Origin of the sequence: Deinococcus sedimenti (assembly GCF_014648135.1) — a bacterium.
Classification (GTDB): Bacteria; Deinococcota; Deinococci; order Deinococcales; family Deinococcaceae; genus Deinococcus; species Deinococcus sedimenti.
This window is the reverse complement of record NZ_BMQN01000001.1, coordinates 495,260-518,791: the sequence shown is the minus strand read 5'-3', so window position 1 is coordinate 518,791 and position 23,532 is coordinate 495,260. Positions and strand designations below refer to the sequence as shown.

Here is a 23,532-nt window from a genome sequence, read left to right as displayed (position 1 = left end):
GCACATCCGGGCCAGTCCTCTCCGGGGCAGGCCGGGGCATCTGGTCATCCTGTCCCTATCCTTCGCGACAGAATGAAGGCACAATGAAGTCAGGCTTCACCCCCTTCCCCGGAGGTTCACCATGAAGAAAGCACTCCTCGCTGTCCTGCCCCTGTCCCTGGCACTCCTGAGCACCGCCGCCAGCCCCGCCGCGCAGGCCCAGCAGACCGGCAAACTCAAGGCCTGCTTCATCTACGTCGGCCCGGTCGGCGACATCGGCTGGAGCTACGCCCACGACGAGGCCCGCAAGAAGACCGAGAAGGCCCTCCCCTGGCTGGAAACGAAGTACGTGGAAAGCGTGCCCGAAGGTCAGGCGACGCCCGTCATCGACCGTCTGGTCAAGGACAACTGCAAGGTGATCTTCACCACCTCCTTCGGGTTCATGGACCAGACGCTGGACGCCGCGAAGAAGTACCCGAACGTGATCTTCGCGCACGCCAGCGGCTTCAAACGCGCCCCGAACATGGCCACGTACATGGCGGACTTCTACCAGATCTACTACCTGAACGGCATGATGGCCGCCGCCGTCAGCAAGAGCGACAAGCTCGGGTACGTCGCCGCGTTCCCCGTTCCCGAACTCAAGCGGCACATCAGCGCCTTCGCGCTCGGCGCCCGCGCCGTGAACCCCAAGGCGACCGTCAGCGTCAAGTGGATCAACGCGTGGTTCGACCCCAACAAGGCCCGCGAAGCCGCCGAGGCCCTCATCAGCGAGGGGGCAGGCGCCCTGGCCTTCACGGAAGACACCGCGACCGTCGTGCAGACCGCCGCCGCGCGCAAGATCCCGTCCTTCGCCCACTACTCCCCCATGTACAAGTTCGCGCCCGACTACGTCGTCAGCGGCCAGCTCGTCCACTGGGAGCGCATCTACATCGACTTCCTGACCAAGGTCCGCACCGGCACGTACACTACCAAGAACCTCCAGAAGGTCGACTACTGGAACCTGCTGCGCGGCGGCAGCGTCGAACTCGGCGCGCAGGACGGCATGGCCATCAACCCCAAATGGGTCCCCGCGCTGAAAGCCAAGACCATCACCGTCGCCGGCAAGAAAACCACCGTGTACGACCGCGTCATGGCCCTCAAGACCGACATGGAGAAGGGCGGCAAGTTCGACCCCTTCACCGGCCCCCTCAAAGACCGCAACGGCATCCTGCGCGTCCCCGCCGGGAAGGTCGCCAGCATCGCCGACCTGAACAACATGGCCTGGGTCGCCCAGGGCGTCACCGGACAGGTCGCCGACGAACCCAAGAAGTGAAGCGGTAGAAGGTTGAAAGTCGATGGTTGATGGAGGGGGCGTGGTCCCTTCCGTCAACCATCAACTGTTCACCATCAACCATCCCGTTCGGCACGGGCGCGGATCTGCTCGGGCATGAGGCGACCGCCATGTCCGGGCCAGACCTCCCGCAGGTCGAGGTCCAGCAGGCCTCTGAGCGTATCCAGCGCCTGCGCGTGGTCGTGGTTGTACGCCGCGCGGGGCAGGTGCGCGCCGTCCGGGCCACCCACCACGGCGTCCCCGGCGATCAGCACCCCGTCCCGCAGCATCCCGACCTGCCCCGGCGTGTGCCCCGGCAGGTGCACCACCCTCCAGCCCAGCACGTCCCGCCCCGGCAGTGCAGCCTGCACGGAGCGCAGTTTCGGGTGCGCGCGGGAGATCACGCGGCCCAGGGCCGGAAAGCCCGCCGGGTACGGCAGGTCGTGCAACTGCCCCAGCAGCGCCGGGTGCTCTAGCGGGTGCGCCAGCACCGGAACGCCCGCCCGCGCGGCCAGAAACGCGTTCCCCGCGTGATCCACATGCGCGTGCGTGAGCAGCAGCGCGTCCGGCCGGAAGGCCCGCAGCAACGCCGCGAACCGGGGCACATGCGACAGCGCTCCACTGTCCACCAGCAGGCGCCCCTCCGGACCACTCAGCAGGAACACGTTCGCGTACAGGGGACGGACTTCCACATTCACGCGCCCGATGATGCCACGCGGCGTACGCTGGACGTCCCATGAACCGCATTTCCTGGCTGGCCGTCCCCGACGACACGACCGCGCCCGAAGGCGTGCAGAAACTCCACGCGAAAGCCAGGGCCAACCTCGGCTTCGTACCCAACGTGTTCCGCGCGCAGGCCCTGAACCCCGACACGTTACTGGCATGGTGGAACGACTTCAACACCCTGGTCAACCGCGACGGGCACCTCAGCACCATCGACCGGGAACTCCTGGCCGTGGTCGTCAGCGGCCTGAACCGCTGCACGTACTGCGCCGTCTCCCATGGCGCGGCCCTGCACGAGTCCAGCGGCGACCCCGCACTGGCCGACACGGTCGCCATGAACTGGCGGCACGCCACCCTCAGTGCCCAGCAGGCGGCCCTGTGCGCCTACGCGGAGAAACTCACCGTGACACCAGCCCACATGACCGAACAGGACCTGCACGACCTCCGCGCGGCATGCCTGAACGACCACGCCATCCTGGAAGCCACGCAGGTCATCGGGATGTTCAACATGACCAACCGCGTCAGCAGCGCCCTGGGCTTCACCCCCAACGCCGAATACAACAGCAAGGGGCGCTGACCCGCCTCAGCCGCGCGAGTACCCGGTAGGCCGCCAGCCGCACCCTTCCCGCACGAGGGTCACCGTGCCCGGGTACGTCTCGGCGGTGCGCTGACCGGACGCGCGGCTCGTGAGGCTGACTGTGACACTGCCACTGACCGTGGCGCTGTTGCCGTTAATGCTGACTCCACCGACGTTGACGTCGTAGGCGAAATCGCTGAAGCCTGCAGCGTAGGAACTGGCCGCGGCCGACAGCGCCTCCCGGGCGGCGGCCACCGTTGCCGCACTGGCCGCCGCCGCATCCTCCTGCGGCGTGAGGCTGCACTGAACCGGCACACCTGCCGATGCGGGCACCGCACTGCCCGTCTCGGTCACAGGCGAGGCGTACTGACTCAGGTCGCCAACATTGACGCGGTACGTCACGCCCACCGTCAAGCGCGGCCCGTAGATGGGTTGCAGAATGGTATTCACTCGCTGCACCCCAGCCTCCACGAAGCCCTCGACCGGCACGAGATCCAATCCAGCGCGGGCACCCACCCCCGCGAACAACACCGAGGAACCGCCCTGCACGCCCCCACCGGCCAGCACGTACCCACTGATCAGACCCGCGTCGAACACGTCGAACGTCAACCCTGCGCCGAACGCGCCCCGACCCGACTCGCCCTGCACGTTACTGGTGCAGTAGGCGCCCTCGAAAAATCCACCGAAACGGCTCTCCTGAAGGCCAGCGCGGGCGCCGACAACGCCGCACGACAGGCCCAGGCTGCTGGTGGCGCTCAGTCGGAGGTCGGCAGCCTGCGCTGGCAGGGCAAGGGCAGTGAGAGCGGCGGTGGCGGTCAGGGCAGTCAACCAGCGGGTTGTGAGCATGCTGCGTTCTAACACGAACCCGGGGCCGTCTGCGTGGACCGCCCCGGATGGGTGAAGTGGATGTGAGGATCAGTACGTGTAGAACCCCTGCCCGCTCTTGCGGCCCAGCAGGCCCGCCTGCACCATCTTGCGCAGCAGGGGGCTGGGGCGGTACTTGTCGTCCCCCAGACCCTTGTGCAGCACTTCCATGATGGCGAGGCAGGTGTCCAGCCCGATGAAGTCCGCCAGGGTCAGCGGGCCCATGGGGTGATTCATGCCGAGCTTCATGATCCCGTCGATCGCTTCGGATTCCGCGACGCCTTCCATGACGCACTGGATGGCCTCGTTCAGCATGGGCATCAGGATGCGGTTGCTGACGAACCCGGGGAAGTCGTTGCAGGCGAGCGGGGTCTTCCCCATCCGCTCGGCGGTCTGCGTGACGAACTGCGCGGTCTCATCGCTGGTGCTGTAGCCCCGGATGACCTCCACGAGTTGCATGAGTGGCACGGGGTTCATGAAGTGCATCCCGATGAACTTCTCCGGTCGGCCCGACGCGCTCGCCAGCGCCGTGATCGGAATGCTGCTCGTGTTGCTCGCCAGGACGCCTTCCGGCTTCACGATCTGTCCCAGCTGCCGGAACAGGTCGCCCTTCACCTGCTCGTTCTCCACGATGGCCTCCACGACCAGATCGCAGTCCGCGAACGCGTTCAGGTCCGTCGTGAACTCCATGCGGCCCAGGATCACGTCCGGCGCGTCCGTCAGGCGTCCCTTCTCGTGCAGTTTCGCGACAGACTTCTCGATCACGGCGCGGCCCCGGTCCAGAAACTCCTGCTTCACGTCCTGCACGACCACATCGAATCCACTCTGCGCGGCGACCTGCGCGATGCCGCCGCCCATCTGTCCAGCTCCAATCACTCCGAATTTCATTGATTTACTCCCTGCGTCAGGATGAATTCCTTGACGCGTGTCAGATAGTCCAACAGTTCCGGTGCAGCCTGCCTCTCCGCCGCACGGTCTCTCAACCGGGTCACACCCTGGGCGATTTCCAGCCGTTGCTCGGCTGTCAGGGGCTCCAGTTCCAGCAGGTAGGTCAGTTCCGCTGATTCCATGATCTGGTCCAGCTCAGCGTCACGGCCCGCTGTATCAAGCTCATCGCGGAGGGCTGAAAACACCGCATTGGACAGGCTGAGGTCACTTTCGCCTGTTCCGGCAATGAAGACCGCCATTACTCGACGAGCGGCACGCCTTCCAGTTCCACGGCCCGACCGCGTTTGACGGGGTTGAAGGCGGTGTACTTGTAGCGCGAGCATCCGGCCTGGACGAAGGGGTCGTGGTCGAACAGGTCCACGAGGTCCTGGAGGGTGTCGGCCTGCGCGACGATCACGCCGCCGGTGTTGTCGACCTTGCGGCCGCTGGTGAGGAACACGCCGCTTCTGTAGTGCTGGTCGAGCCATTCGCGGTGGGCGGGGGTGACCTTGGCGATCTCGTCGGTGGGTTTGAGGTAGGTACTCTCGATGATCCACAGGGTCGTCATGGTGCTCAGCCTACCCGCTTGACGGCGAGGGCGAGGCCGTTGCCGCCGCCCATGCACAGGGTGGCGATGCCCGTTTCCTTGTCCTGCTGTTTCAGGGCGTGCAGGAGGGTGACGAGGATGCGTGCGCCGCTGGCGCCGATGGGGTGGCCGAGGGCGACGGCGCCGCCGTTCACGTTGACGCGGGTGGGGTCGAGGCCGAGTTCGCGGGCGACGGCGAGGCTCTGCACGCTGAACGCCTCGTTGAGTTCCCACAGGTCCACGTCACTGGGCTGCCAGCCGAGTTTGTTCAGGAGTTTCTGCGTGGCGGGGACGGGCGTCATCATGACCCATTCGGGCGCGAGGCCGCCCGTGGCGTAGTCGACGATCTCGGCCAGGGGGGTCAGGCCGTGCGCCTGGGCGAAGTCGGCGCTGACGACCATCAGGCTGGCCGCGCCGTCGTTCAGGCCGGGGGCGTTCCCGGCAGTGACCGAGCCGTCTTTCTTGAAGGCGGGCTTCAGGCGGCCCAGGGTCTCCTCGCTGGTGTCGGCGCGGGGGCCTTCGTCGGTGTCGACAACGGTGTCGCCCTTGCGGCCCTTGACCGTCACGGGGACGATCTCGTCGGTGAAACGGCCCTCCTGCTGCGCGGCGATGGCGCGGCGGTGGCTCTGCGTGGCGTAGGCATCCTGTTCCTCGCGCGTGATCGCGTACTTCTCGGCGACGCGTTCGCCGGTCAGGCCCATGCCCTCGTCGTTGATGGAGCACCACAGGCCGTCGTGGGTGTTCGCGTCGAGGACCTGCGCGTGGCCCAGGCGGTAGCCCTTGCGCGCGCCGGGCAGCAGGTGCGGGGCGTTGCTCATGCTTTCCATGCCCCCGGCGAGGACGGCGTGCTGGTCCCCGGCGCGGATGCTCTGCGCGGCGAGGATCACGGCTTTCAGGCCGCTGCCGCACACCTTGTTGATGGTCAGCGCGCCGACCTCGTTGGTCAGTCCGGCTTTCAGGGCGGCCTGTCGGGCGGGGTTCTGTCCGCTGCCCGCCTGCACGACCTGGCCCATGACGACTTCCTCGATCAGGGCGGCGTCCAGGCCGCTGCGGCGCAGCGTCTCGCGGAGGGTGGTGGCACCCAGGTCGACGGCGCTGACGCTCTCGAGGCTGCCGAGGAATTTCCCGGTGGGCGTGCGGCTGGCCGCGACGATCACTGCTCTTTGCATGCGCGCAGCATAGCGCGCCCTGCCTAACGGGCGTTAGGTTGGCGTCCACCACACCCGGCCCGTGAAGCCTCCCCGCGCGTCCGCCTTCGCGCGGCGCAGGGCCTCCAGATCCTCCGGGGTCAGGTCGTGCAGGGCCGCCAGGGCACGCAGGACCTCCAGCACGTCGGCCAGTTCCTCAGGCTCGCCGGAGTCGAGGTACTCCGTGACCTCCTCCTCCAGCTTGGCGCGCAGCGCGGCGCGGTACTCCTCTTCATTCAGCAGACGGGCGGTGCCGCCAAACAGCTCGGGAATGCGGTCGCGGACGAGTTTGGCCATGCCGGGCAGCGTAGCAGTCGGCACCCACGGCACAGATGCGGATGGGGCTGCGTGGTAGCGTGACAGCATGTTTGAGTCCCTGGGCAACAAGTTGCAGGACATCCTGGACCGGGTGGGTAAGGAACGCCAGCTGACCGAGGCGCAGGTCAAGGCCGCGATGCGCGAGATCCGCATGGCGCTGCTGGAAGCCGACGTGAACTTCGGCGTCGCGAAGGACTTCGTGGCGCGGGTCAGCGAGAAGGCCGTCGGGCAGCAGGTTGAGGGGAGCCTGACCGCCGGGCAGACCGTCGTGAAACTCGTGCACGACGAGCTGATCGAGACGCTGGGCGGCAAGACCATCCAGCCGGAACTGAAGACCGAGGGCAACGTCTGGTTCATGGTCGGTCTGCAGGGGGCCGGGAAGACCACCAGCACCGGCAAGCTCGCGCAGCTGTACAAAAGCAAGGGCCGCCGCGTCCTGCTGGTCGCCGCCGACACGCAGCGTCCCGCCGCGCGCGACCAGCTCGAAGTCCTCGCGAAACAGGTGGGTGTACCCGTCCTGAAGGTCGCGGACGGCGAGAGCCCCGCCGAGACGAAACGCCGCGTGGACGAGCACCTGAAAACCGACTTCCGCGACCTCGTGATCGTGGACACCGCCGGACGCCTCCAGATCGACGAGGCGCTGATGGACCAGCTGGCCGACCTGCAGCGCGTCATGCAGCCCACCGAGAGTCTGCTCGTCGTGGACGCCATGACCGGCCAGGAGGCGCTGAACGTCGCGCAGACCTTCGATCAGCGCGTGAACGTCACGGGCCTGATCATCACGAAGATGGACGGCGACGCGCGCGGCGGCGCGGCCCTCTCGGCGCGCAGCGTGACCGGGAAACCCATCTACTTCGCGGGGACCAGCGAGAAACTCGCCGGACTGGACGCCTTCCACCCCGACCGGGTCGCGGGGCGCATCCTCGGCATGGGCGACGTGCTCGGCCTGATCGAACGCGCGCAGCAGGCCGACCTGAAAGCCATGGAGGTCAAGAAGCCCGGCGACTTCGACCTGGAGGACCTGCTGCTGCAACTGCGGCAGATCCGCAAGATGGGCCCCCTGGGCGACCTGCTCAAGCTCATTCCCGGCATGAGCCGCGCACTGCCCGAGGGCTTCAACATCGACGAGACGCAACTGCAGCGAATCGACGCGATGATCAGCTCCATGACCGTCAAGGAACGCCGCAACCCCAAGATCATCGACGGGCGCCGCCGCAAACGCATCGCCGCGGGCAGCGGGCACAGCGTGCAGGACATCAACAAACTCCTGAAGATGCACGAGCAGATGAAGGACATGATGAAGATGCTCCAGCGCATGAGCGGCCCCGGCAGCAAGGGCATGAAACCACCCCGCATGCCCAACGTGCCCCCCAGCCTCAAACGCTGAAGTTCCAGCCTCCAGCACCCGCTTCCGCGCAGCAGCCGGGGCGGGTGTTGACACCCCGGCACGGGCCACATATACTCACTCCCGCTGAGAACGCGCTCACACGGCACGCAGCGACACAAGACCACCTGGGTCGTTAGCTCAATCGGTAGAGCAGCTGACTTTTAATCAGCGGGTTGTAGGTTCAAGTCCTACACGACCCACCAGGAAAACCCCCGTCCCAGACGGGGGTTCTTGTTGTCTCCTTGTGGTGTCATGGGCGGGTTGGCGGCGCGGTAAGCGCGGACCAGCTCGGTCGACATGCGTGCCACTCCGGCCCGGGCGGCGGCGGTGGCCTGGGTCGCTCCGCCGGCGGCGCCCTGGTAGGTGACCTTGGACCAGCGGTAGATTCGCGGCCCGCTGGAACGGTCGAGCACGCTGATCGCGACCCTGACTTCGGGATTGACGCGTGCTCTGTACTCCGCGGTCAGGTCGATCTCGGCGGACGAGCGGCTGCACACATTGTTCTCCCTGAACGGAATGGCGCCCTGCTGGAGGGCCCGCTTCAGTTCGCCTTACAGGCTGTCTGGCAGTTGGGTCGGGGTCAGGCCCGGTGTGATGACGGTGATCAGAGGGCTGATGCACAGGGTGGTCCCGGTCAGGGTGCGGCGTGGGCGGCACTGGCGGTGAGGAGCGACAGGCTGGTCAGGCAGTTAAGGGCGGCGTTCATCTGCTCGCCTGGAAGGGTTGACACTGGTATTCGGATTCCTTGCCGTGCAGGGTCATGCTGCGGCCCTGCCCGTCCCGGCTGAGGGTCAGGGTGTACGTTTCGGGGTTGATCCAGGTGCTGCGCCAGTCGTTGCTGGGCGTGCAGGTGTAGCCCTCGTTCACGCCGGAGGGCGGCTGGTAGCGAAGCTGGTCGCCGGTCATGCTCACGCGGCCCTTCTCGGTGATGCGCAGCCGGGACGTGCGGGAGGAGGTGGTCATCACGAGCACCCGGGTGCGCTGGTCCGTGCCGTCGGATTTGATCTCCACGAGTTCACCGGCGGACGAGGCGTTCTGCCACTCGCGCGTCTGGACGTCCTGGTACGCGCTGTTCCCACCAGCTGCCGGCCAGTCCGGTCGGGAGGGCAGGGGCGGCCTGCGTGGCGGTGAGGAGGATCAGGCTGATGGAGATGCGTTTCCTGGGGGTCTCCTTGTTCCGATGGTGTGGTCGGCAGGACTTCCTTTCCGGATGTGACCTGACCTCAGCCATGGGGTGCTGATTCCCTGGTGATTCACGTTTTCGCCTCGTGTGGCCTCTGCAGGGGGTGGGCAGGTGGGCGACATCGCGGCCGGGCGTCTGTTGAGCGCATCGGGTACAGGGGCCTGCGCTCGTGTTCATGGGATTGACCGGCAGACTTCGTCGCCCCAGTGGGGCCTGAACTGCCCCTCCGGCAAGGGGACTGCGGGGCAATCACGGCTCAATCACGACCCCTCGGGCACCATGCGGTCATCACTGGAGCCTCAAGCTCGGGAGGAACCCCATCCATGCTGTCAGTCACCCCCATCCACATCCCCCTGTCCCACTTGTCCTCAGCCCTGATCGGCGTTCGTTCGGTGGTCTCGCGGGCCGAAGCTGCCCCCCGGTCCGGCTGGTCCGGTGGGCCTGGCGTGCGTTCCCTGCCGGGCTCTCCTGAACAGCGGGGCGATGTGCCGGGCTTCCCCGTGCGGATCGCGGTGACCCTGCCGGACGCCCTGAGGCTGCCATGACACGGCTGGGAGCGCGCCGCGCGGGGCGCGGATCAGCCGGAGTCGAGCATGGGCCCGGGGCGGGTTCGCTGCGCGTAGGCGAGTCGCGCTTCGGGCTGGGCACCCGCATCGAGCGGCTGGAGACGCACCCTGGGGCGGATCAGCTGACGGTCCGGGCGGATTACGCGCCTCAGCGGAGGTTTCCTCCGGTGCATCTGCATCCGGCGCAGACGGAGGTGTTCACCGTCCGGTCGGGGCAGTTGACGGTCTGGTGGCCGGACGGGGAGCGGGTATACGGGGCGGGCGAGTCGTTCACGGTGCGGCCCGGCACGCCGCACGCGATGCGGAATGCCGGGCCGGAGCGGGCGGTCGTGGACTGGACGGTGTCGCCCGCCCGGCGCACGCCTGAGCTGTTCGCGCGGATTTTCGGGGCGCGGCCGCGACCTGCGGTGGTGGACGTCCTGATCTTCGTGTGGACGGTGGTGCTGTCGGGGCGGTTCCGGTCGGAGATGCGGCTGGTGCGCGGCGCGGGGCCCCGTTAGTCGAGGGTGGCGTCGGTGCTCAGGGCGGTCTGGAGTCGCCGGGCGTAGTCGTCGGCGCCGATCTCGTACACGCCGAGGGTCTGGAGGTGCGGGTTCTGGATCTGCGCGTCGAGGAGGGTGAAGCCCCGGGCGTGCAGGTGGCCCGCGAGGCCGATGAGGGCGGCCTTGCTGCCGTTGGTGACGCGGTGGAATTTGCTCTCGGCGATGAACGCGCCGCCGAGGGCGAGGCCGAGGACGCCGCCCGCCAGTTCTCCGTCCCGGTACGCCTCGAAGGAGTGCGCGAGGCCGGTGTCGTGCAGGTGGCCGTAGATGGCAGTGAGGTCGTCGCTGATCCACTCGCCGTCGCGGGGGGGACTGCCGGGAAGCAGGCCACGGCACCCGGCGAGGACGGCATCGAAGTTGGTATCGACGCGGTACGTGAAGTGCGGCAGGTCGCGCCGGAGGCGGCGGGCGACGTGCAGGCCGCCCTCCTCGGTCAGGGGCACGATGGCGCGGTCGTCGACGCTGTAGAACTGCACGCCGTCGCCGTTGTCCATCAGGAACGCCCCCTGCGCGTAGGCGCGGGCGACCTGCCGGGTCAGGGGGTCGGGGTGGGTCAGCCAGGGCTGCGCGGCGGGCACCTCAGCGGGGGTACAGCACGGCCTGCGTGCAACGGAACAGGGCCATGAGTTTGCCGTCCGGCGCGCGGACCTCGGCGTCCCAGACCTGGGTGGTGCGCCCGGCGTGGACGCTCCGGGCCTCGCAGGTGACGGTGCCGTCGCGGGCGGTGCCGAGGTGATTGCTTTTCAGTTCGATGGTCGTGAACGACTGCGCGCCCTCGGGCAGGAGGATGCGGGTGCCGTACCCGCAGGTGGTGTCGGCCAGCGCGACGACGCTCGCGGCGTGCAGGAAGCCGTTCGGGGCGAGCAGTTCCGGCCGCACGGTCAGTTCACTGCGCAGCAGCCCCGGCTCGGCGTGCGTGAAGCGGATGCCGATCAGGCCGGGCAGGTGCCCGGCGCCGAACGCGGTCAGGTCGTCCGGGCTGGGGACGGGACGGGCGGTGGTGGTCATGCGGCCCAGCGTACCCTGCGGCGCGGCGCGAATTGGGGGGGAGGCTTCCGCGTGGTTTAGAGCAGTTCTCCGAATTACGGCGTCAGGAAAAAGGACACCTGACGCCTCCATTCTTCATCCTGCTCTGCCAAATTCACTCGCTTCGCTCGGTCATGAAGACCTTGCCTTCATGACAAATGCTTTAGTCCGCGTCGCCTAGAATGGGAGGGTGCGTCTGGATTCGCTGTCCACCCTGAATTACCGGAATCTCGCCCCGTGTACCTTGCTGTTCCCGGCGGGCGTGACCGGTGTGTTCGGGGAGAACGGCGCGGGCAAGACGAACCTGCTGGAGGCGGCGTTCCTGGCGCTGACCGGCCTGACGGACGTGACGCGCCTGGAGCAGCTGGTGCAGCAGGGCGAGACGGAAGCGTACGTGCGGGCGGACCTGGAGAGCAGCGGCAGCCTGAGCGTGCAGGAGGTCGGGCTGGGACGCGGGCGGCGGCAGCTGAAGGTGGACGGCGTGCGCGTGCGCACCGGCGACCTGCCACGTGGAAGCGCCGTGTGGATCCGCCCAGAGGACAGCGAACTGGTGTTCGGGTCGCCGTCGGGTCGGCGGGCGTTCCTGGATTCGCTGCTGTCGCGCCTGAGCGCCCGCTACGCGGAGGTCCTGTCCCGCTACGAGCGGACGGTGTCGCAGCGGAACGCGGCCCTGCGCGGCGGTGAGGAATGGGCCATGCACGTCTGGGACGAGTCCCTGGTGCGCCTGGGGACCGAGATCATGACGGTGCGCCGCCGCGCGCTGATCCGCCTGAACGAACTGGCGGCCGAGGCGAACGCCGCGCTGGGCAGCCGCAAGAGCCTGACGCTGAGCCTCGCGGAGTCCACCACGCCCGACACGTACGCGCACGATCTGGCGTCGCGCCGCGCGGAGGAACTCGCGCGGGGCAGCACCGCGACCGGCCCGCACCGCGACGATCTGGTCCTGACGCTGGGGGACTTCCCGGCCGGGGAGTACGCCAGTCGCGGCGAGGGGCGCACGGTGGCGCTGGCGCTGCGCCGCGCGGAACTTGAGCTGCTGGCGGAACGTTTCGGCGAGCGGCCGGTGCTGCTGATCGACGATTTCTCGGCGGAACTCGACCCGGGGCGGCGGGCGTTCCTGCTGGATCTGGCGGCCAGCGTGCCGCAGGCGATCGTGACCGGGACCGAGCGGGCGCCCGGCGCGGCGCTGACCCTGCGGGCGCACGGGGGCCGCTTCACGCCAGAGGTCACCCCTGAACCCCTGCCCGAGGAGGTCAGCGCATGACGCGGCGCGGGCGGCGCATGAGCGGCCCGCTGCGGCTGGGCGACCTGATGGGTGCCACGCTGGGCAGCGCGAAACTCACGGGGGGCATCCAGCGGGCGCGGGCGATCCTGCTGTGGCCGCAGGCGGTCGGGCCGGAGATCGCGCGGATCACGCGGCCCCGCACTCAGCAGGGCGGCACGCTCTTCGTGGAGGTCCGCGATAGCGCCACCGCGCATCACCTCAGCATGCAGCGGCACCATTTCCTGAAGGCCCTGAACGCCCTGCTGCCCGACGCTCCCCTGACCGAACTGCGTTTCGGTGTGGGCAGCGTGCGGGAACCCACCGCGCCGGTCGCGGTGGCGCCGCTGCCCGCACCGGACCGCGCCCGCGCGCGGGAACTCGTGCAGGACGTCCCGGACGACCTGAAGAGTGCCGCGCTGCGCGCCGCCGAGGCCATCACCCGCGCGCGCAAGTGGCGGGAGGAACAGGGCTTCCGGCCCTGTCCGGTGTGCGGCGAGGCCAGCCGCGAGCAGCCCTGCCGCGCCTGCACCCTGACGCTGGAGGACCCGAACGTGCGCCGCGCCGCCAAGGCGCTGATGCGCCACCCCGAGCGGCTGGAGGGCCTGCGCGACACGCTGGGCAACAGTGGCGTGCAGGCCGCGCGGTTCCTGGCGCTGCGGCAGCTGGAAGAACAGCTGGACCTGCTGGCACTGGAATGCGTCCGCAGCGGCGAGGGCGGCGGGTACCAGGGCTTCCTGGCGGAGCAGGCGGCGCTGTACCTGACGCTGTTCCTCAGCCGCCCCCGCTCGGCGCTCAAGCGCAGCGACCGCGCGTACCTGCCTGAACGGGTCCGGCACGTCCTGAACGCCGCGAGCTGAACCTCCGCACCGGGCGGAATGTGGGTGCAGGTGCCTGTGCAGGTCACGCGGGGGCCACTATCCTGAAGAGCATGACGCACGCGCCGGACGGCACCCCCCCCCTCTCCCCCGTTCACCCCGCGCCGGAAGGGTCCGCCGGACCGCACCGGGACGCGTCGCCCCGGCGGGTGCGCGTGGCGATCCTGACGATCAGCGACACCCGCACGCCCGAGACGGACACCAGCGGCCAGTACCTGCGCGCGCAGCTGGAGGCGCAGGGGCATGAGGTCGTCGCCTACCGCGTGGTGAAGGACGACGCCGTCGAGATCCGCAGTTCCCTGGTGGCATTCACGCGCGAGGCGACCGTGGTGATCTCCAGCGGCGGCACCGGCATCACCGGGCGGGACGTGACCGTGCCCGTCGTGGAGAGTTTGATCACCAAACCCATCCCCGGGTTCGGGGAGCTGTTCCGGATGCTCAGCTACCAGCAGGTGGGCGGCGCGGCCATGCTGTCACGCGCCGTGGCGGGCCTCGTGCGCGGCGCGGTGGTGTTCGCCATGCCCGGCAGCCTGAACGCCGTGCAGACCGCCTGGGAGGGCCTGCTGAGAGACGAGATCGGGCACCTGGCGTTCGAGGTGGAACGCCACGGGCAGCCCGGCGTGCTCACCGCGCCCCACCCGGCCGACGGAGAGGCGCAGCGCCTCCCGCCGCGCCCCGGCGCGGGGGGCGGGGTGGCCGCCGGGCTGGGCCGCCACCGCAAGGCCGGCGAATGAGGCGGACCTCATGAGCGACCTGAGTCTGCCGCTGGCCGTGACGCTGGCCCTGCTGGCGCTGTACTGGCTGGGCCGGGTGGCGCAGGCCGCGCGTGACCGCCTGGCCCCACGCCTGACGTACTGGGCGGCGCCCGGGCTGGGCGCGATGCTGCTCGCGCCCCTGCTGGACGTCCCCGCGCTGTTCGGCGTCGGCGCGGGCCTGCTGCTGCTGGCCGAGTACTGGCCCGCCGCGTTCCAGCCCAGCCGCACCCGTCCCAGCCCCAGCTGGCCGTTCGTGGTGGCGCTGCTGGGCGCCGGGCTGGGCGTGAACGTGCTGCGCGGCGACACGGACCCGTGGATCACGGCCATCAGCGCCGCGCTGCTCCTGGCGGGTCTGGCCGGGCTGCTGGCCGCCGCCGCGTTCCGCCCGTGGCCGACCACGCCCACCCTGACTTTCGCCACCCGCTGGAAGACCGTCACCACCCCCGACTGGCCCGAACTGACCGTCACGCTCAGTGACCGGGGCGCGCACCTGCGCAACGTGTCCGGGCACGCGCTGCGCATGGCCGGCTGGTCCCCCGCCGGACTGAACGCCTGGCTGCCCGTCCGCACCGAGGGCGGCGAGGCCGTCCGTGAACTGGCCGCCGGGCAGGAAGCGCTGCTGCCCGTGCAGGACAGCGATCACGGCGTGCGCGTGTGGTACGCCCCCGCGCGGGGCGACGCGACCCACCTGTTCCGCGCCGACTGGACGCCCCCGGCCCGCGCCGACGACCGCATCCTGAACTGAACGAGCACCCGAACGAGATACCTGGGGCCATGCCCTGGCCCCCACCGGTCTCCTGCTGGAATGGAGGTAGATACACCTCGTCAATGCGAGGTCCGGCTGCCCCTCGCATCTGCCCTCAGACGGTGGCCAGCGCTGAATCGTTACGTCGGCATTTGCCCTCAGGGCCCCGCGCGTGGCAGGATGACGGGTCACGCGCTCTAGCGCGACCGGGCCAGGTCGGCCCACCGGGCACACCCGCCTCAGCCTCACCTCAACACGGCCCCGCCCCCACCTGTGCGGCGAGCAGGCCGACAGGATCACCCATGACCCAGCAGACCCGCGCGCCCCGCCGCACCAACAGCAGCACCTCCACCGCCAGCACCCACGCCGCCCCCGCGCCCACCGTGCGCGACTGGCAGACCCTCTTGGGCGACCGCACCCCCACCCCCGTGCAGGCCCAGGCAATCCCCGCGCTGATGGACGGCCGGGACGTCATCACGACCGCCCGCACCGGCAGCGGCAAGACCCTCGCGTTCCTGATCCCCGCCGCCGCGCGCGGCATCGGCATGCGCCCCACGCGCGGCATGCAGCCCGAGGCGCTGGTCATCACGCCCACCCGCGAACTCGCCGTGCAGATCCGCGACGTCGCCACCGAACTCGGCATGACCGCCGGACGCATCACCGGCGGCATCACCCCCGGCCAGACGACCCGCGAGGCGACCGGCAAGGGCCTGATCACCGGCACGCCCGGCCGCCTGAAGGACCTGATCGGACGCGGCGAACTGCGCCTGAACAACCTGCGCTACGTCGTGCTGGACGAAGCCGACGAACTCCTCTCGCTGGGCTTCCTGCGAGACGTGGGCGACATCCTCCGCCACGCCCGCGACCAGCAGCCCCAGGGCCGCACCCTGCAGCTCGCCATGGCCTCCGCGACGTTCCCCGCCGAGATCCGCGACGTCGCGCAGCGCTTCATGCACAACCCCGCCCGCATCGACGTGGCCCCCACCCAGAGCGCCGACACCACCGGCGACATCCTGGGCGGCGTCAGCACCGCCACGCACCTCCTGCAGCACACCACCAAGGACACCCTCCTGACCGACGCGGCCCACCACACCCGCGCCGCCCTGAAGGAACCCGGCGGGTGCGTCGTGCTGTTCAGCCGCACCAAACACCTCGTCAAACGCCGCGCCCAGCACCTCGGCGACCTCCTCCCCGGCGAACAGGTCAGCCCCCTCGAAGGGAACATGGACCAGAAAAAACGCGAACGGACCATGCAGGCCCTCCGCGACGGGCAGTCCCGCATCCTGATCGCCACCGACATCGCCGGGCGCGGCATCGACCTCCCGGAAGTGCGCCTCGTCATTCACCTGGACGTCGCCGCCACCGCCGAGGACCACGTGCACCGCTCGGGCCGCACCGCCCGCGCCGGACGCGACGGCATCAACCTGATCCTCCTCGCGCCCGAACAACGCGCGCTGTGGCAGGGCATCCGCCGCAAACTCCCCGCCGCGCTGCAACCCCCCGCCACGCCCGAGGAACGCCAGATCGACCCCGAAGTGCAGGAAAAACGCGGCCAGGGACGCGGCCAGGGCCAGAACCAGGGACGCAGCAGCCAGCCCGGACGCGGCGGACAGCAACCCCGCAGCGCCCAGAGCAGCAGCCAGGGACAGGGACAGCGCCAGGGCGCCCCCCGCCAGGGCCAGCAGGGCAGCCGCAGCGACGCCCGCCCCCAGCAACGCCAGGACACACCCGGCACCGGCGCCGGCCGCGTCGGCCCCCAACGCCCCAAACGCCGCCGCTAAACACGCAACACCGCAGCGCCCCAGTCGACATGGACTGGGGCGCTGACTTTCTCATTTCCTCTTCCAACAGAGCAACTGCGCCGCATGCCGATGATCAGCTGTGATACATCCTGAACATCCCATGATGCGCCGAACCATCCTCCTGTGTGTCCTGCTTACGACCGCAGCTCAAGCCGCGCCGAGCGGCTTCATCGGTCAATCCGTCTTCACTCTCTCCCGACAGATCCTACAACTGCCCACAGATCAACCCCAGCTGGACGCCCTCTGTAATGAGGGTGTCCAGATCGCCCTCCAACCGAACCTGACAACAGCACAGACCTGGCCCCAGCTCAGCCAGACGAAATGGGTCCTGCCCAAGGTCTATGAGGACAGTCGTTACACCATCCGTCTGCACGGCGCGCCGGAGCAGATACTGGTCAGTTGCTACATGGAGGCTCTGCGCCTACAGAAACTTCAGACCGAGGGCCGATTCGATCCGGCCATTCACCGCTTCGGACCACTGACCAGCGCGCCCTTGCTCCTTGAGGTGCATGGACCCGGCCCGGATGACACCACCTACGCCCTCGCATCACTCAGCGCGCGGCTCATGAACGACTCGGGCGACGAACTCTGGATCAAGACGTTCTCCGGGCTGAACATGGCCCAGCCCACCTGGGACACCCCGAACAAGGAACGGTACTGGCCTCTTGAAGCCCACTTTTACCTCATCGATCGGGGGCCTGACGCGCGCACACGCGCCGCATTTCAGCAGGCCACCCTGCTTCGACTGGTCCTAGCGTACATGGATGACCAGATCATCCTGGATTTCGACCTGACCAAGTAATGGCGACACGGTCAAAACGCGCACTCCCGTTCCCAGGAGTGCGCGCCTCGTTTTGTTCTCTGTCTTATCCGGCCTGTCCGAACTGCATTCTGAAGACGAATTTAGTGACGTCGGCTTTGAGTGTGTCGATCATGTCGTTGAACATGGTGGTGGCTTCGAATTTGTATTCGGTGAAGGGGTCGCGCTGGCCGTAGCCGCGCAGGCCGATGCCCTGGCGGAGGACGTCCATGCCGTGGAGGTGTTCCTTCCAGAGCTGGTCGACGACCTGCAGGATGACGTAGCGTGACAGGCTGTTCATCATGGTGGGGCTGAGTTCTTCTTTGCGGGTGTCGAAGGCGTCGGCGACGGCGGCGAGGAGGGTGTCCTGCGCTTCGGCTGGGGTTTTGCTGCGCAGGCTTTCGAAGTCGAAGCCTTCGAGGGGGGGGACGGCGTCGGTGACGGCGGCGCGCAGGCCGTCGATGTCCCAGCTTTCGTGGTTCTGGTCGATGGGGAGGTGCGTGGCGAGCTGGTGGTCGACGAAGTCGGCGATCATGCCTTCGGTGCTTTCTTCGACGTCGGCGTCTGGTCCGAGGAGCACTTCGCGGCGCTGGGCGTAGACGGTGTCGCGTTGTTTGCTCATGACATTGTCGAATTCGAGGAGTTGTTTGCGGGTGCTGAAGTTGCGGTCTTCGACGCGGGCCTGGGCTTTTTCGATGGCGCCGGTGACCATCTTGGCTTCGATGGGTTGGGTGTCGTCCATGCCGAGGCGGTCCATCATGGCGACGACGCGGTCGTTGGCGAAGAGGCGCATCAGGTCGTCTTCGAAGCTGACGTAGAAACGGCTGCTGCCGGGGTCGCCCTGGCGTCCGGCGCGGCCGCGCAGCTGGTTGTCGATGCGGCGGCTCTCGTGGCGTTCAGTGCCGATGATGTGCAGTCCGCCGAGGTCCTTGACGCGCTGACGATCCGTGAGGGTGTCCGCCTGGAGTTGGATGGCCTGCCCGATGAAGTCGGCGTTCATACCGGGGATCTGCAGGCCGATCTGCATGGCGTCCGGGTCCTGGCGGCTGATGGCCTTGATGAAGTTCTCGACTTCCGGGGCGTAGCGGCTCAGGCCCAGCTGCTGCTCGATGGCCTCGCCGAGGATGAATTCGGCGTTCCCGCCGAGCATGATGTCGGTGCCGCGGCCGGCCATGTTGGTGGCGATGGTGACGGTGCTGCTGCGGCCGGCCTGCGCGACGATGCTGGCTTCCTGCGCCTCGAACTTGGCGTTCAGGACGCTGTGCTGGATGCCCGCCTGCGTCAGGAGGTCGCTGAGCTGTTCGCTGGTGACGATGCTGGCGGTGCCGATCAGGACGGGGCGGCCGGTGGCGTGCATTTCCTTGACTTCCTGCACGACGGCGTTGTACTTGCCCATCTTGCTGCGGTAGACGAGGTCCTCGCTGTCCTTGCGCTGCACGCCGCGGTTGGTGGGGATCACGAGGACGTCGCTGCCGTAGATGTCGAGGAATTCCTTCTCCTCGGTCTTGGCGGTGCCGGTCATGCCCGCGAACTTGTTGTACAGGCGGAAGAAGTTCTGGTAGGTGATCGTGGCGAGCGTCTGGTTCTCGTTCTCGATCTTCACGCCTTCCTTGGCTTCGATGGCCTGGTGGAGGCCCTCGCCGTAGCGGCGGCCGGGCATGCTGCGCCCGGTGAATTCGTCGATGATGATGACTTCGCCCTCGGCGTTGACGATGTAGTCCTTCTCGCGGTGGTACAGTTCGCGCGCGCGGATCGCCTGGGTGATCATGTGCGCCTTGTCCATGTTGTCGGGGCTGTACAGGTCGCTCAGGGACAGCAGACGTTCGATCTTGCTGATGCCGCCTTCCGTGATGTGCACCTGTTTGCCCTTCTCGTCGATGGTGTAGTCGCCGGTGGGTTCGGTGCGGACGCCGGGCTCGGCGGGTTCGCCCTTCTGGAGGCGGCGGATGAGTTTGGCGTACACGTAGTAGAGGTCGGTGGCTTTCTCGGCCGCGCCGCTGATGATCAGGGGCGTGCGGGCTTCGTCGATGAGGATGGAGTCGACCTCGTCCACGATGGCGAAGTTCAGGGGGTGATCGGCGCGCAGGGCGAGGGCCTCGCGGCTCTGGGCCATGTTGTCGCGCAGGTAGTCGAAGCCGAGTTCGCTATTGGTGACGTAGGTGATGTCGCAGGCGTACGCGGCCTGCTTCTGGTGGGGTTGCATCTCGCGGCTGGCGAGGCCCACGGTGAGGCCGAGCGTGCGGTACAGCAGGCTCATTTCCTCCATGCCGACGCGGGCGAGGTAATCGTTCACGGTGACGAGGTGGCAGCCGCGGCCCTGGAGGGCGTTCAGGGCCAGAGCGAGGGTGGCGACGAGGGTCTTGCCTTCGCCGGTGCGCATCTCGGCGATGCGGCCCTTGTGCAGGGCGTAACCGCCGATGAGCTGCACGTCGTAGTGGCGCTTGCCGATGGAGCGGCGGCCCGCTTCGCGGATCAGGGCGAAGGCGGGGATGACCACGTCGTCGAGGCTCTCGCCGCCTTCGGTGACGCGGCGGCGCAGATCCATGAAAGCAGCGGCGAGATCTTCGACCTTCTGGGTCTCTTCTTCCAGCGCGTTCACGGGTTGCACGATCGTCTTGATGATCTGCGCAACGTCGCGCTGGTTGTTATCGAACATTTTGTTCAGGACACGGAACATGACAAGCGAGTATAACGCGCGGGCCGGGCCGGGCGCGGCGTGATTTCAGTGAGGGGCACATAAGCAACTTGAGCGGTTTTCACTCAGGGAGCATGAACGTCCGCTCCACACCGGGTGAAGGGTCGGCGCAGAGCGCTCATGCGCGGCCCGTATGCTGCGCGCATGAATCTGAAAGTCCTGCCCGCGCTGCTGACCCTGCCGCTGCTGGGAGCCTGCGCGCCTCTGGCTTCCCTCCTCGCCAACTCGGAGAGTGACGGGCCCAAGCCCCGCTCGGCCGGTCCGCTGATCGTGGGCCAGACCTGGACCATCAGCGGACCGGTCGACGGCCGCACCGTGACGCAGGCCGTGAACATCACGGATCTGCTGGACGTCGCGGACGGCACCGCCAGCGTGAACGGCCGCGACCAGGCCGACGCGTTCAGCACGGGCCGTGCGGGGTTCACGGTTGCCACGTATGACGGCAACCGCCGCACCGTCCGCTTCGACTGGATCGCGGAGAACGGCGCGACGTACTCCTGCCGGATCTCCTCACTTCTCGCTCAGCCGTACCAGGGAGAGCTGACCCTGAAGACCGGGGGCCGCACCGCGACCGGCACGTGCTCCGCCGTCAGTAACTGACCATTCAGGAGGGGGCGACCGTGTACTCAGCCGGTCGCCTCCTCCCCTGTCCGGTCACCAGCGGTAGCGGTCGTCCCAGGCCTCGCCCCGGCGGATGAAGGGCGCACGGGTGCCCAGGACGCGGTGCCCGCCCTTCACGGCGGCTCGGACGATCACGCGCGGGTCAAGCCCGGCATGGACCTGCTGCGCGAAGGTGACGTCCTCGCGCACGTCGAGACTGCCGCCGCTGGCGACGGAATCGGTGCCCAGCGCGACCTCCACCCCGGCCGCCGCGAACGCCGCCCAGGGGAACACGCCGCACTCCAGATGGTGGTTGCTGCGAGGGCAGGTCACGACGGCACTCCCGGCCCGCGCGACGCGTGCGATGTCGTCCGGGGTGACGTTCACCATGTGAATCAGGGTGGGCTTCGCGTTCAGGACGCCCAGTTCGTCCAGGTACCGCACCGGGGTCAGCCCCTCCTCCGGTGCCCGCCCGATCACGTCCGCGAAGGTCTCGGGGTAGAAGGGCGCCAGCCGGTTCTCCCAGATCGGGCCGCCGCCTCGCGTGTACAGGTCGTGCTCGGCGGGGTGCTCGGCCACGTGAATCTGGAGGGGGATGCCCTCCCCGGCGGCGTAGTCGCACAGCAGGCGCATCAGGCGGTGGCTGACGGTGTGCGGCGTGTGCGGGGACAGGCCCACGCGCGGCCCGCCGGGACGCTCCTGCGCACGCCAGCCTTCGATCCGCTCGCGCACGGTGCGGAAGATCTCGTCGGCCTTCTCGGGGAAGGTACCAAGCACCTCGGAGTACAGGACGCCGCTCAGGTCCTCGCGGGGCAGCAGGGTGTCCATCACGTCCGGGGCGTGCATGTACACGATGTCGCCCACGCCCCCCGCACCCAGCCCGGCCAGGGTGTCCGCACCATGCCGGGCGGCCTCGGCGCTGCGTTTCTCGCGCTGCGGCACGACCACCTCGGGAATCCAGCGGAAGTACGGCAGGGCCGTGAACTCGTACGTGCTCATGTCCAGGTGCGTGTGGGCGTTCACGGGCGGCGGCGCGATCACCGGCCCGGCGCGTTCCTCGCGCGCGTGGGGGTACGCGGCGCGCAGCGCGTCCGGATGCCCGGTCGCCGCCACCGTCCCGCCCACCACGACCACCCCGCCGGGACTCTGCGCGCCGCCCATGCCGGTGTACAGCACGTCGCAGGTGAGCAGGCGGGGCGTGTGCGGGTCGATTTGGGTCATGCGCGCCATGCTACGCCGCGCGTGCGGGACAGACGGACCGCGCCGCGCGTTCAGGACACGGCGGCGCGGCGCAGATTGAGCCAGATTCAGTGGGCGGCGATGTCCTGGCCCTGCTGGTCGCGGGCGAGTTTTTCCCAGTCGATGCGGCGGCGCCGCCATTCGAAGATCAGGACCTTCACGACTTCTTCCGCGCCGCGCGCGAGGAATACACCCCAGACGCCCAGCGGGGAGTAGAGGCCCAGGCCGATGGCGAGGGGCAGGCCGACGACGAACGCGCCGATGACGTCGCCGATGATGACGCCCTTGCCGTCGGCGGCGCCGGGGAGGACGCCACCGCCGATGATCATGTTCCGGACCTTGAAGATCTGGAAGACGGCGCTGATCAGGATGCCGATCAATGCGATGTGGTGCACGTCGCTGCCGACCCGCGGGAACAGCGCGGGGACGATCAGGGCGCTCAGGGCGAACAGCAGGCCGAAGCCCAGTCCGGTGGCGAGTCCGGCGCGGCTGATGCGCCGCAGCCACACCTGCGCGGCGGCGGCGTCCCCGGCGCCCAGGGCGCGGCCGATGAAGACGGTGGCGGCGCTCATCAGGCCGAACGAGCCGACGATGAAGATGCCTTCGAGGGTGCCGACGATCTGGCTGGCGGCCAGGGCGGCGGTGCCGACGCGGGCGTACACGGCGGCGTACATGAAGCCGCCGAGGCTCCAGGCGAATTCGGTGAAGGCGATGGGGGCGCTGATGGTCAGCAGGGGCGCGGCGATGGACCGCCACGCGCCCTGGGCAGGGAGGGTCAGCGCGGCGAGGTGGCGGGGGCCGTAAATCTGGTAGCCGAGGAGCGCGACTTTCAGGGTGTTGGCGATGACGATGGCCCAGGCGGCGCCGACCACGCCGAGTTGCGGGAGGGGCCCGACGCCGAACACGAGACCGTACGCGAGGAGACTCTCGATGATCACGGTGATGACGGTGGCGACCAGCGGGGTGCGGGCGTGCCCGAGGGAGCGCAGGGCGCCGCTGAGGATCCAGGCGAGGCTGCCGGGGATCAGGGCGAGCATGGTGACCTGCATGTATGGGGTGGCGGTGCGGGTGACGGCGTCCTCGCCGCCCGCGAGGCTCAGGAGGGGTCCGGCGAGCAGGACGACCGGGACGGTCAGCAGGGCCGCGGCGAGCACGCTGGTGACGACACTGACGGTGAGGGTCTGGTTCACGCCGGGCCGGTCGGCGGCGCCGTGGCGGCGGGCGACGAGGATGCTGGTGCCGCTGCCCAGGGCGCCCAGGGTGACGAAGAACAGGAAGCCTAGGCTGCCGCTGAGGCCGACGGCGGCGACGGCGACCGCACCGAGCGTACCGACGATGATCTGGTTGATGAAGGTCAGGACGAGCTGGATGACCATCTCGAGGCTGACGGGGACGGCAATGCTGGCGATCTCGCGCGCCGGGCTCTTGATCGATTCAGTTGGTGGGGGGGTGGGGGCCGTGACGGCTGACATGCCCCCACCCTACACGGCGCGGGTCAGCGGGGCATCCGCCAGGTGGCGCAGTCCGGACACCACGGCGCATCCTTTTCATTTGTGAATCAATCTGCGATTTTTCTTGACATTC

25 protein-coding genes and 1 tRNA gene are annotated in these 23,532 nt (G+C 68.7%); 12 read left to right on the top strand and 14 right to left on the bottom strand.

The genetic code is table 11. From position 1 onward, the window contains the following. The first annotated feature begins 121 nt into the window (after positions 1 to 121). A complete protein-coding gene (locus IEY69_RS02575; protein WP_189071575.1) occupies positions 122 to 1,291 on the top strand; it encodes a BMP family ABC transporter substrate-binding protein in 1,170 nt (389 codons plus the stop codon). A 74-nt stretch (positions 1,292 to 1,365) separates the two neighbouring features. Here IEY69_RS02575 and IEY69_RS02570 read toward each other — a convergent pair whose 3' ends face one another. Further along, positions 1,366 to 1,986, bottom strand: coding sequence for an MBL fold metallo-hydrolase (locus IEY69_RS02570; protein ID WP_189071574.1), 621 nt, complete (start codon positions 1,984 to 1,986; stop codon positions 1,366 to 1,368). A 38-nt stretch (positions 1,987 to 2,024) separates the two neighbouring features. Between IEY69_RS02570 and IEY69_RS02565 the strand changes: the two genes are divergently transcribed. Then, positions 2,025 to 2,588, top strand: coding sequence for a peroxidase-related enzyme (locus IEY69_RS02565; RefSeq protein ID WP_189071573.1), 564 nt, complete (start codon positions 2,025 to 2,027; stop codon positions 2,586 to 2,588). A gap of 6 nt (positions 2,589 to 2,594) precedes the next feature. Here IEY69_RS02565 and IEY69_RS02560 read toward each other — a convergent pair whose 3' ends face one another. The 6 genes from IEY69_RS02560 to IEY69_RS02535 all read right to left on the bottom strand — a co-directional run bounded on the left by IEY69_RS02560 (position 2,595) and on the right by IEY69_RS02535 (position 6,449). Further along, the gene (locus IEY69_RS02560) at positions 2,595 to 3,434 is read right to left on the bottom strand and encodes a hypothetical protein (protein ID WP_189071572.1); all 840 of its coding nucleotides are present in this window, start codon (positions 3,432 to 3,434) and stop codon (positions 2,595 to 2,597) included. A 69-nt stretch (positions 3,435 to 3,503) separates the two neighbouring features. Then, on the bottom strand, positions 3,504 to 4,340 hold the full coding sequence (locus tag IEY69_RS02555) for a 3-hydroxyacyl-CoA dehydrogenase family protein (protein WP_189071571.1): 837 nt from the start codon (positions 4,338 to 4,340) through the stop codon (positions 3,504 to 3,506). Beyond that, positions 4,337 to 4,639: a hypothetical protein gene (locus tag IEY69_RS02550; protein ID WP_189071570.1), complete on the bottom strand. Its 303-nt coding sequence runs from the start codon at positions 4,637 to 4,639 to the stop codon at positions 4,337 to 4,339. Before IEY69_RS02550 ends, IEY69_RS02555 begins: the two co-directional genes overlap by 4 nt. Continuing rightward, positions 4,639 to 4,947 carry a YciI family protein gene (locus IEY69_RS02545; RefSeq protein ID WP_189071569.1) on the bottom strand — a complete coding sequence of 103 codons (309 nt, stop codon included), beginning with the start codon at positions 4,945 to 4,947 and terminating at the stop codon, positions 4,639 to 4,641. The genes IEY69_RS02550 and IEY69_RS02545 overlap by 1 nt, the downstream gene beginning before the upstream one ends. 5 nt (positions 4,948 to 4,952) lie before the next feature. Next, positions 4,953 to 6,134 carry a thiolase family protein gene (locus IEY69_RS02540; RefSeq protein WP_189071568.1) on the bottom strand — a complete coding sequence of 394 codons (1,182 nt, stop codon included), beginning with the start codon at positions 6,132 to 6,134 and terminating at the stop codon, positions 4,953 to 4,955. 33 nt (positions 6,135 to 6,167) lie between these two features. Continuing rightward, positions 6,168 to 6,449 carry a nucleoside triphosphate pyrophosphohydrolase gene (locus IEY69_RS02535; protein ID WP_229783568.1) on the bottom strand — a complete coding sequence of 94 codons (282 nt, stop codon included), beginning with the start codon at positions 6,447 to 6,449 and terminating at the stop codon, positions 6,168 to 6,170. Between the two features lie 67 nt (positions 6,450 to 6,516). Between IEY69_RS02535 and ffh the strand changes: the two genes are divergently transcribed. Both ffh and IEY69_RS02525 read left to right on the top strand, forming a co-directional pair. Then, positions 6,517 to 7,857: a signal recognition particle protein gene (ffh, locus tag IEY69_RS02530; protein WP_189071567.1), complete on the top strand. Its 1,341-nt coding sequence runs from the start codon at positions 6,517 to 6,519 to the stop codon at positions 7,855 to 7,857. Positions 7,858 to 7,984: 127 nt separating this feature from the next. Further along, a tRNA-Lys gene (locus IEY69_RS02525) sits at positions 7,985 to 8,060 on the top strand. Here IEY69_RS02525 and IEY69_RS02520 read toward each other — a convergent pair. After that, positions 8,046 to 8,354, bottom strand: coding sequence for a hypothetical protein (locus IEY69_RS02520; protein ID WP_189071566.1), 309 nt, complete (start codon positions 8,352 to 8,354; stop codon positions 8,046 to 8,048). The two genes, IEY69_RS02525 and IEY69_RS02520, sit on opposite strands and share 15 nt — an antisense overlap. 205 nt (positions 8,355 to 8,559) lie before the next feature. Further along, positions 8,560 to 8,868, bottom strand: coding sequence for a hypothetical protein (locus tag IEY69_RS02515; protein ID WP_189071565.1), 309 nt, complete (start codon positions 8,866 to 8,868; stop codon positions 8,560 to 8,562). 713 nt (positions 8,869 to 9,581) lie between these two features. Here IEY69_RS02515 and IEY69_RS02510 point away from each other — a divergent pair. Then, positions 9,582 to 10,106, top strand: a complete 525-nt coding sequence (locus IEY69_RS02510; protein ID WP_189071564.1) for a cupin domain-containing protein — start codon at positions 9,582 to 9,584, stop codon at positions 10,104 to 10,106. Here IEY69_RS02510 and aat read toward each other — a convergent pair. Beyond that, positions 10,103 to 10,726, bottom strand: coding sequence for a leucyl/phenylalanyl-tRNA--protein transferase (gene aat, locus IEY69_RS02505; RefSeq protein ID WP_189071563.1), 624 nt, complete (start codon positions 10,724 to 10,726; stop codon positions 10,103 to 10,105). The genes IEY69_RS02510 and aat overlap by 4 nt on opposite strands. A 1-nt stretch (position 10,727) precedes the next feature. Next, positions 10,728 to 11,156: a PaaI family thioesterase gene (locus tag IEY69_RS02500; protein ID WP_189071562.1), complete on the bottom strand. Its 429-nt coding sequence runs from the start codon at positions 11,154 to 11,156 to the stop codon at positions 10,728 to 10,730. A 208-nt stretch (positions 11,157 to 11,364) separates the two neighbouring features. Between IEY69_RS02500 and recF the strand changes: the two genes are divergently transcribed. The 6 genes from recF (at position 11,365) to IEY69_RS02470 (ending at position 17,417) form a co-directional block, all read left to right on the top strand. Beyond that, positions 11,365 to 12,438 carry a DNA replication/repair protein RecF gene (gene recF, locus IEY69_RS02495; protein WP_189071561.1) on the top strand — a complete coding sequence of 358 codons (1,074 nt, stop codon included), beginning with the start codon at positions 11,365 to 11,367 and terminating at the stop codon, positions 12,436 to 12,438. Beyond that, complete coding sequence (locus tag IEY69_RS02490) at positions 12,435 to 13,295, top strand: DciA family protein (RefSeq protein ID WP_189071560.1); 861 nt, start codon at positions 12,435 to 12,437, stop codon at positions 13,293 to 13,295. Before recF ends, IEY69_RS02490 begins: the two co-directional genes overlap by 4 nt. 71 nt (positions 13,296 to 13,366) lie before the next feature. Then, positions 13,367 to 14,047, top strand: a complete 681-nt coding sequence (locus tag IEY69_RS02485; RefSeq protein WP_189071559.1) for a MogA/MoaB family molybdenum cofactor biosynthesis protein — start codon at positions 13,367 to 13,369, stop codon at positions 14,045 to 14,047. A 10-nt stretch (positions 14,048 to 14,057) separates the two neighbouring features. Continuing rightward, entirely contained in the window at positions 14,058 to 14,813 is a 756-nt protein-coding gene (locus tag IEY69_RS02480) for a hypothetical protein (protein ID WP_189071558.1), read from the top strand. 302 nt (positions 14,814 to 15,115) lie between these two features. Beyond that, positions 15,116 to 16,594 (top strand): DEAD/DEAH box helicase, encoded by a 1,479-nt coding sequence (locus IEY69_RS02475; protein ID WP_189071557.1) that lies wholly within the window; start codon positions 15,116 to 15,118, stop codon positions 16,592 to 16,594. A gap of 121 nt (positions 16,595 to 16,715) precedes the next feature. Further along, positions 16,716 to 17,417 (top strand): hypothetical protein, encoded by a 702-nt coding sequence (locus IEY69_RS02470; RefSeq protein ID WP_189071556.1) that lies wholly within the window; start codon positions 16,716 to 16,718, stop codon positions 17,415 to 17,417. 64 nt (positions 17,418 to 17,481) lie between these two features. Here the strand turns inward: IEY69_RS02470 and secA are convergent, their stop codons facing one another. Beyond that, a complete protein-coding gene (gene secA, locus IEY69_RS02465) occupies positions 17,482 to 20,091 on the bottom strand; it encodes a preprotein translocase subunit SecA (protein WP_189071555.1) in 2,610 nt (869 codons plus the stop codon). Between the two features lie 162 nt (positions 20,092 to 20,253). Here secA and IEY69_RS02460 point away from each other — a divergent pair, with 162 nt between their 5' ends. Then, entirely contained in the window at positions 20,254 to 20,709 is a 456-nt protein-coding gene (locus IEY69_RS02460; protein ID WP_189071554.1) for a hypothetical protein, read from the top strand. Positions 20,710 to 20,763: 54 nt separating this feature from the next. Here IEY69_RS02460 and IEY69_RS02455 read toward each other — a convergent pair whose 3' ends face one another. Both IEY69_RS02455 and IEY69_RS02450 read right to left on the bottom strand, forming a co-directional pair. Next, on the bottom strand, positions 20,764 to 21,930 hold the full coding sequence (locus IEY69_RS02455; RefSeq protein ID WP_189071553.1) for an amidohydrolase family protein: 1,167 nt from the start codon (positions 21,928 to 21,930) through the stop codon (positions 20,764 to 20,766). Positions 21,931 to 22,016: 86 nt separating this feature from the next. Then, positions 22,017 to 23,420, bottom strand: coding sequence for an MATE family efflux transporter (locus IEY69_RS02450; protein WP_189071552.1), 1,404 nt, complete (start codon positions 23,418 to 23,420; stop codon positions 22,017 to 22,019). Between the last annotated feature and the right edge of the window lie 112 nt (positions 23,421 to 23,532).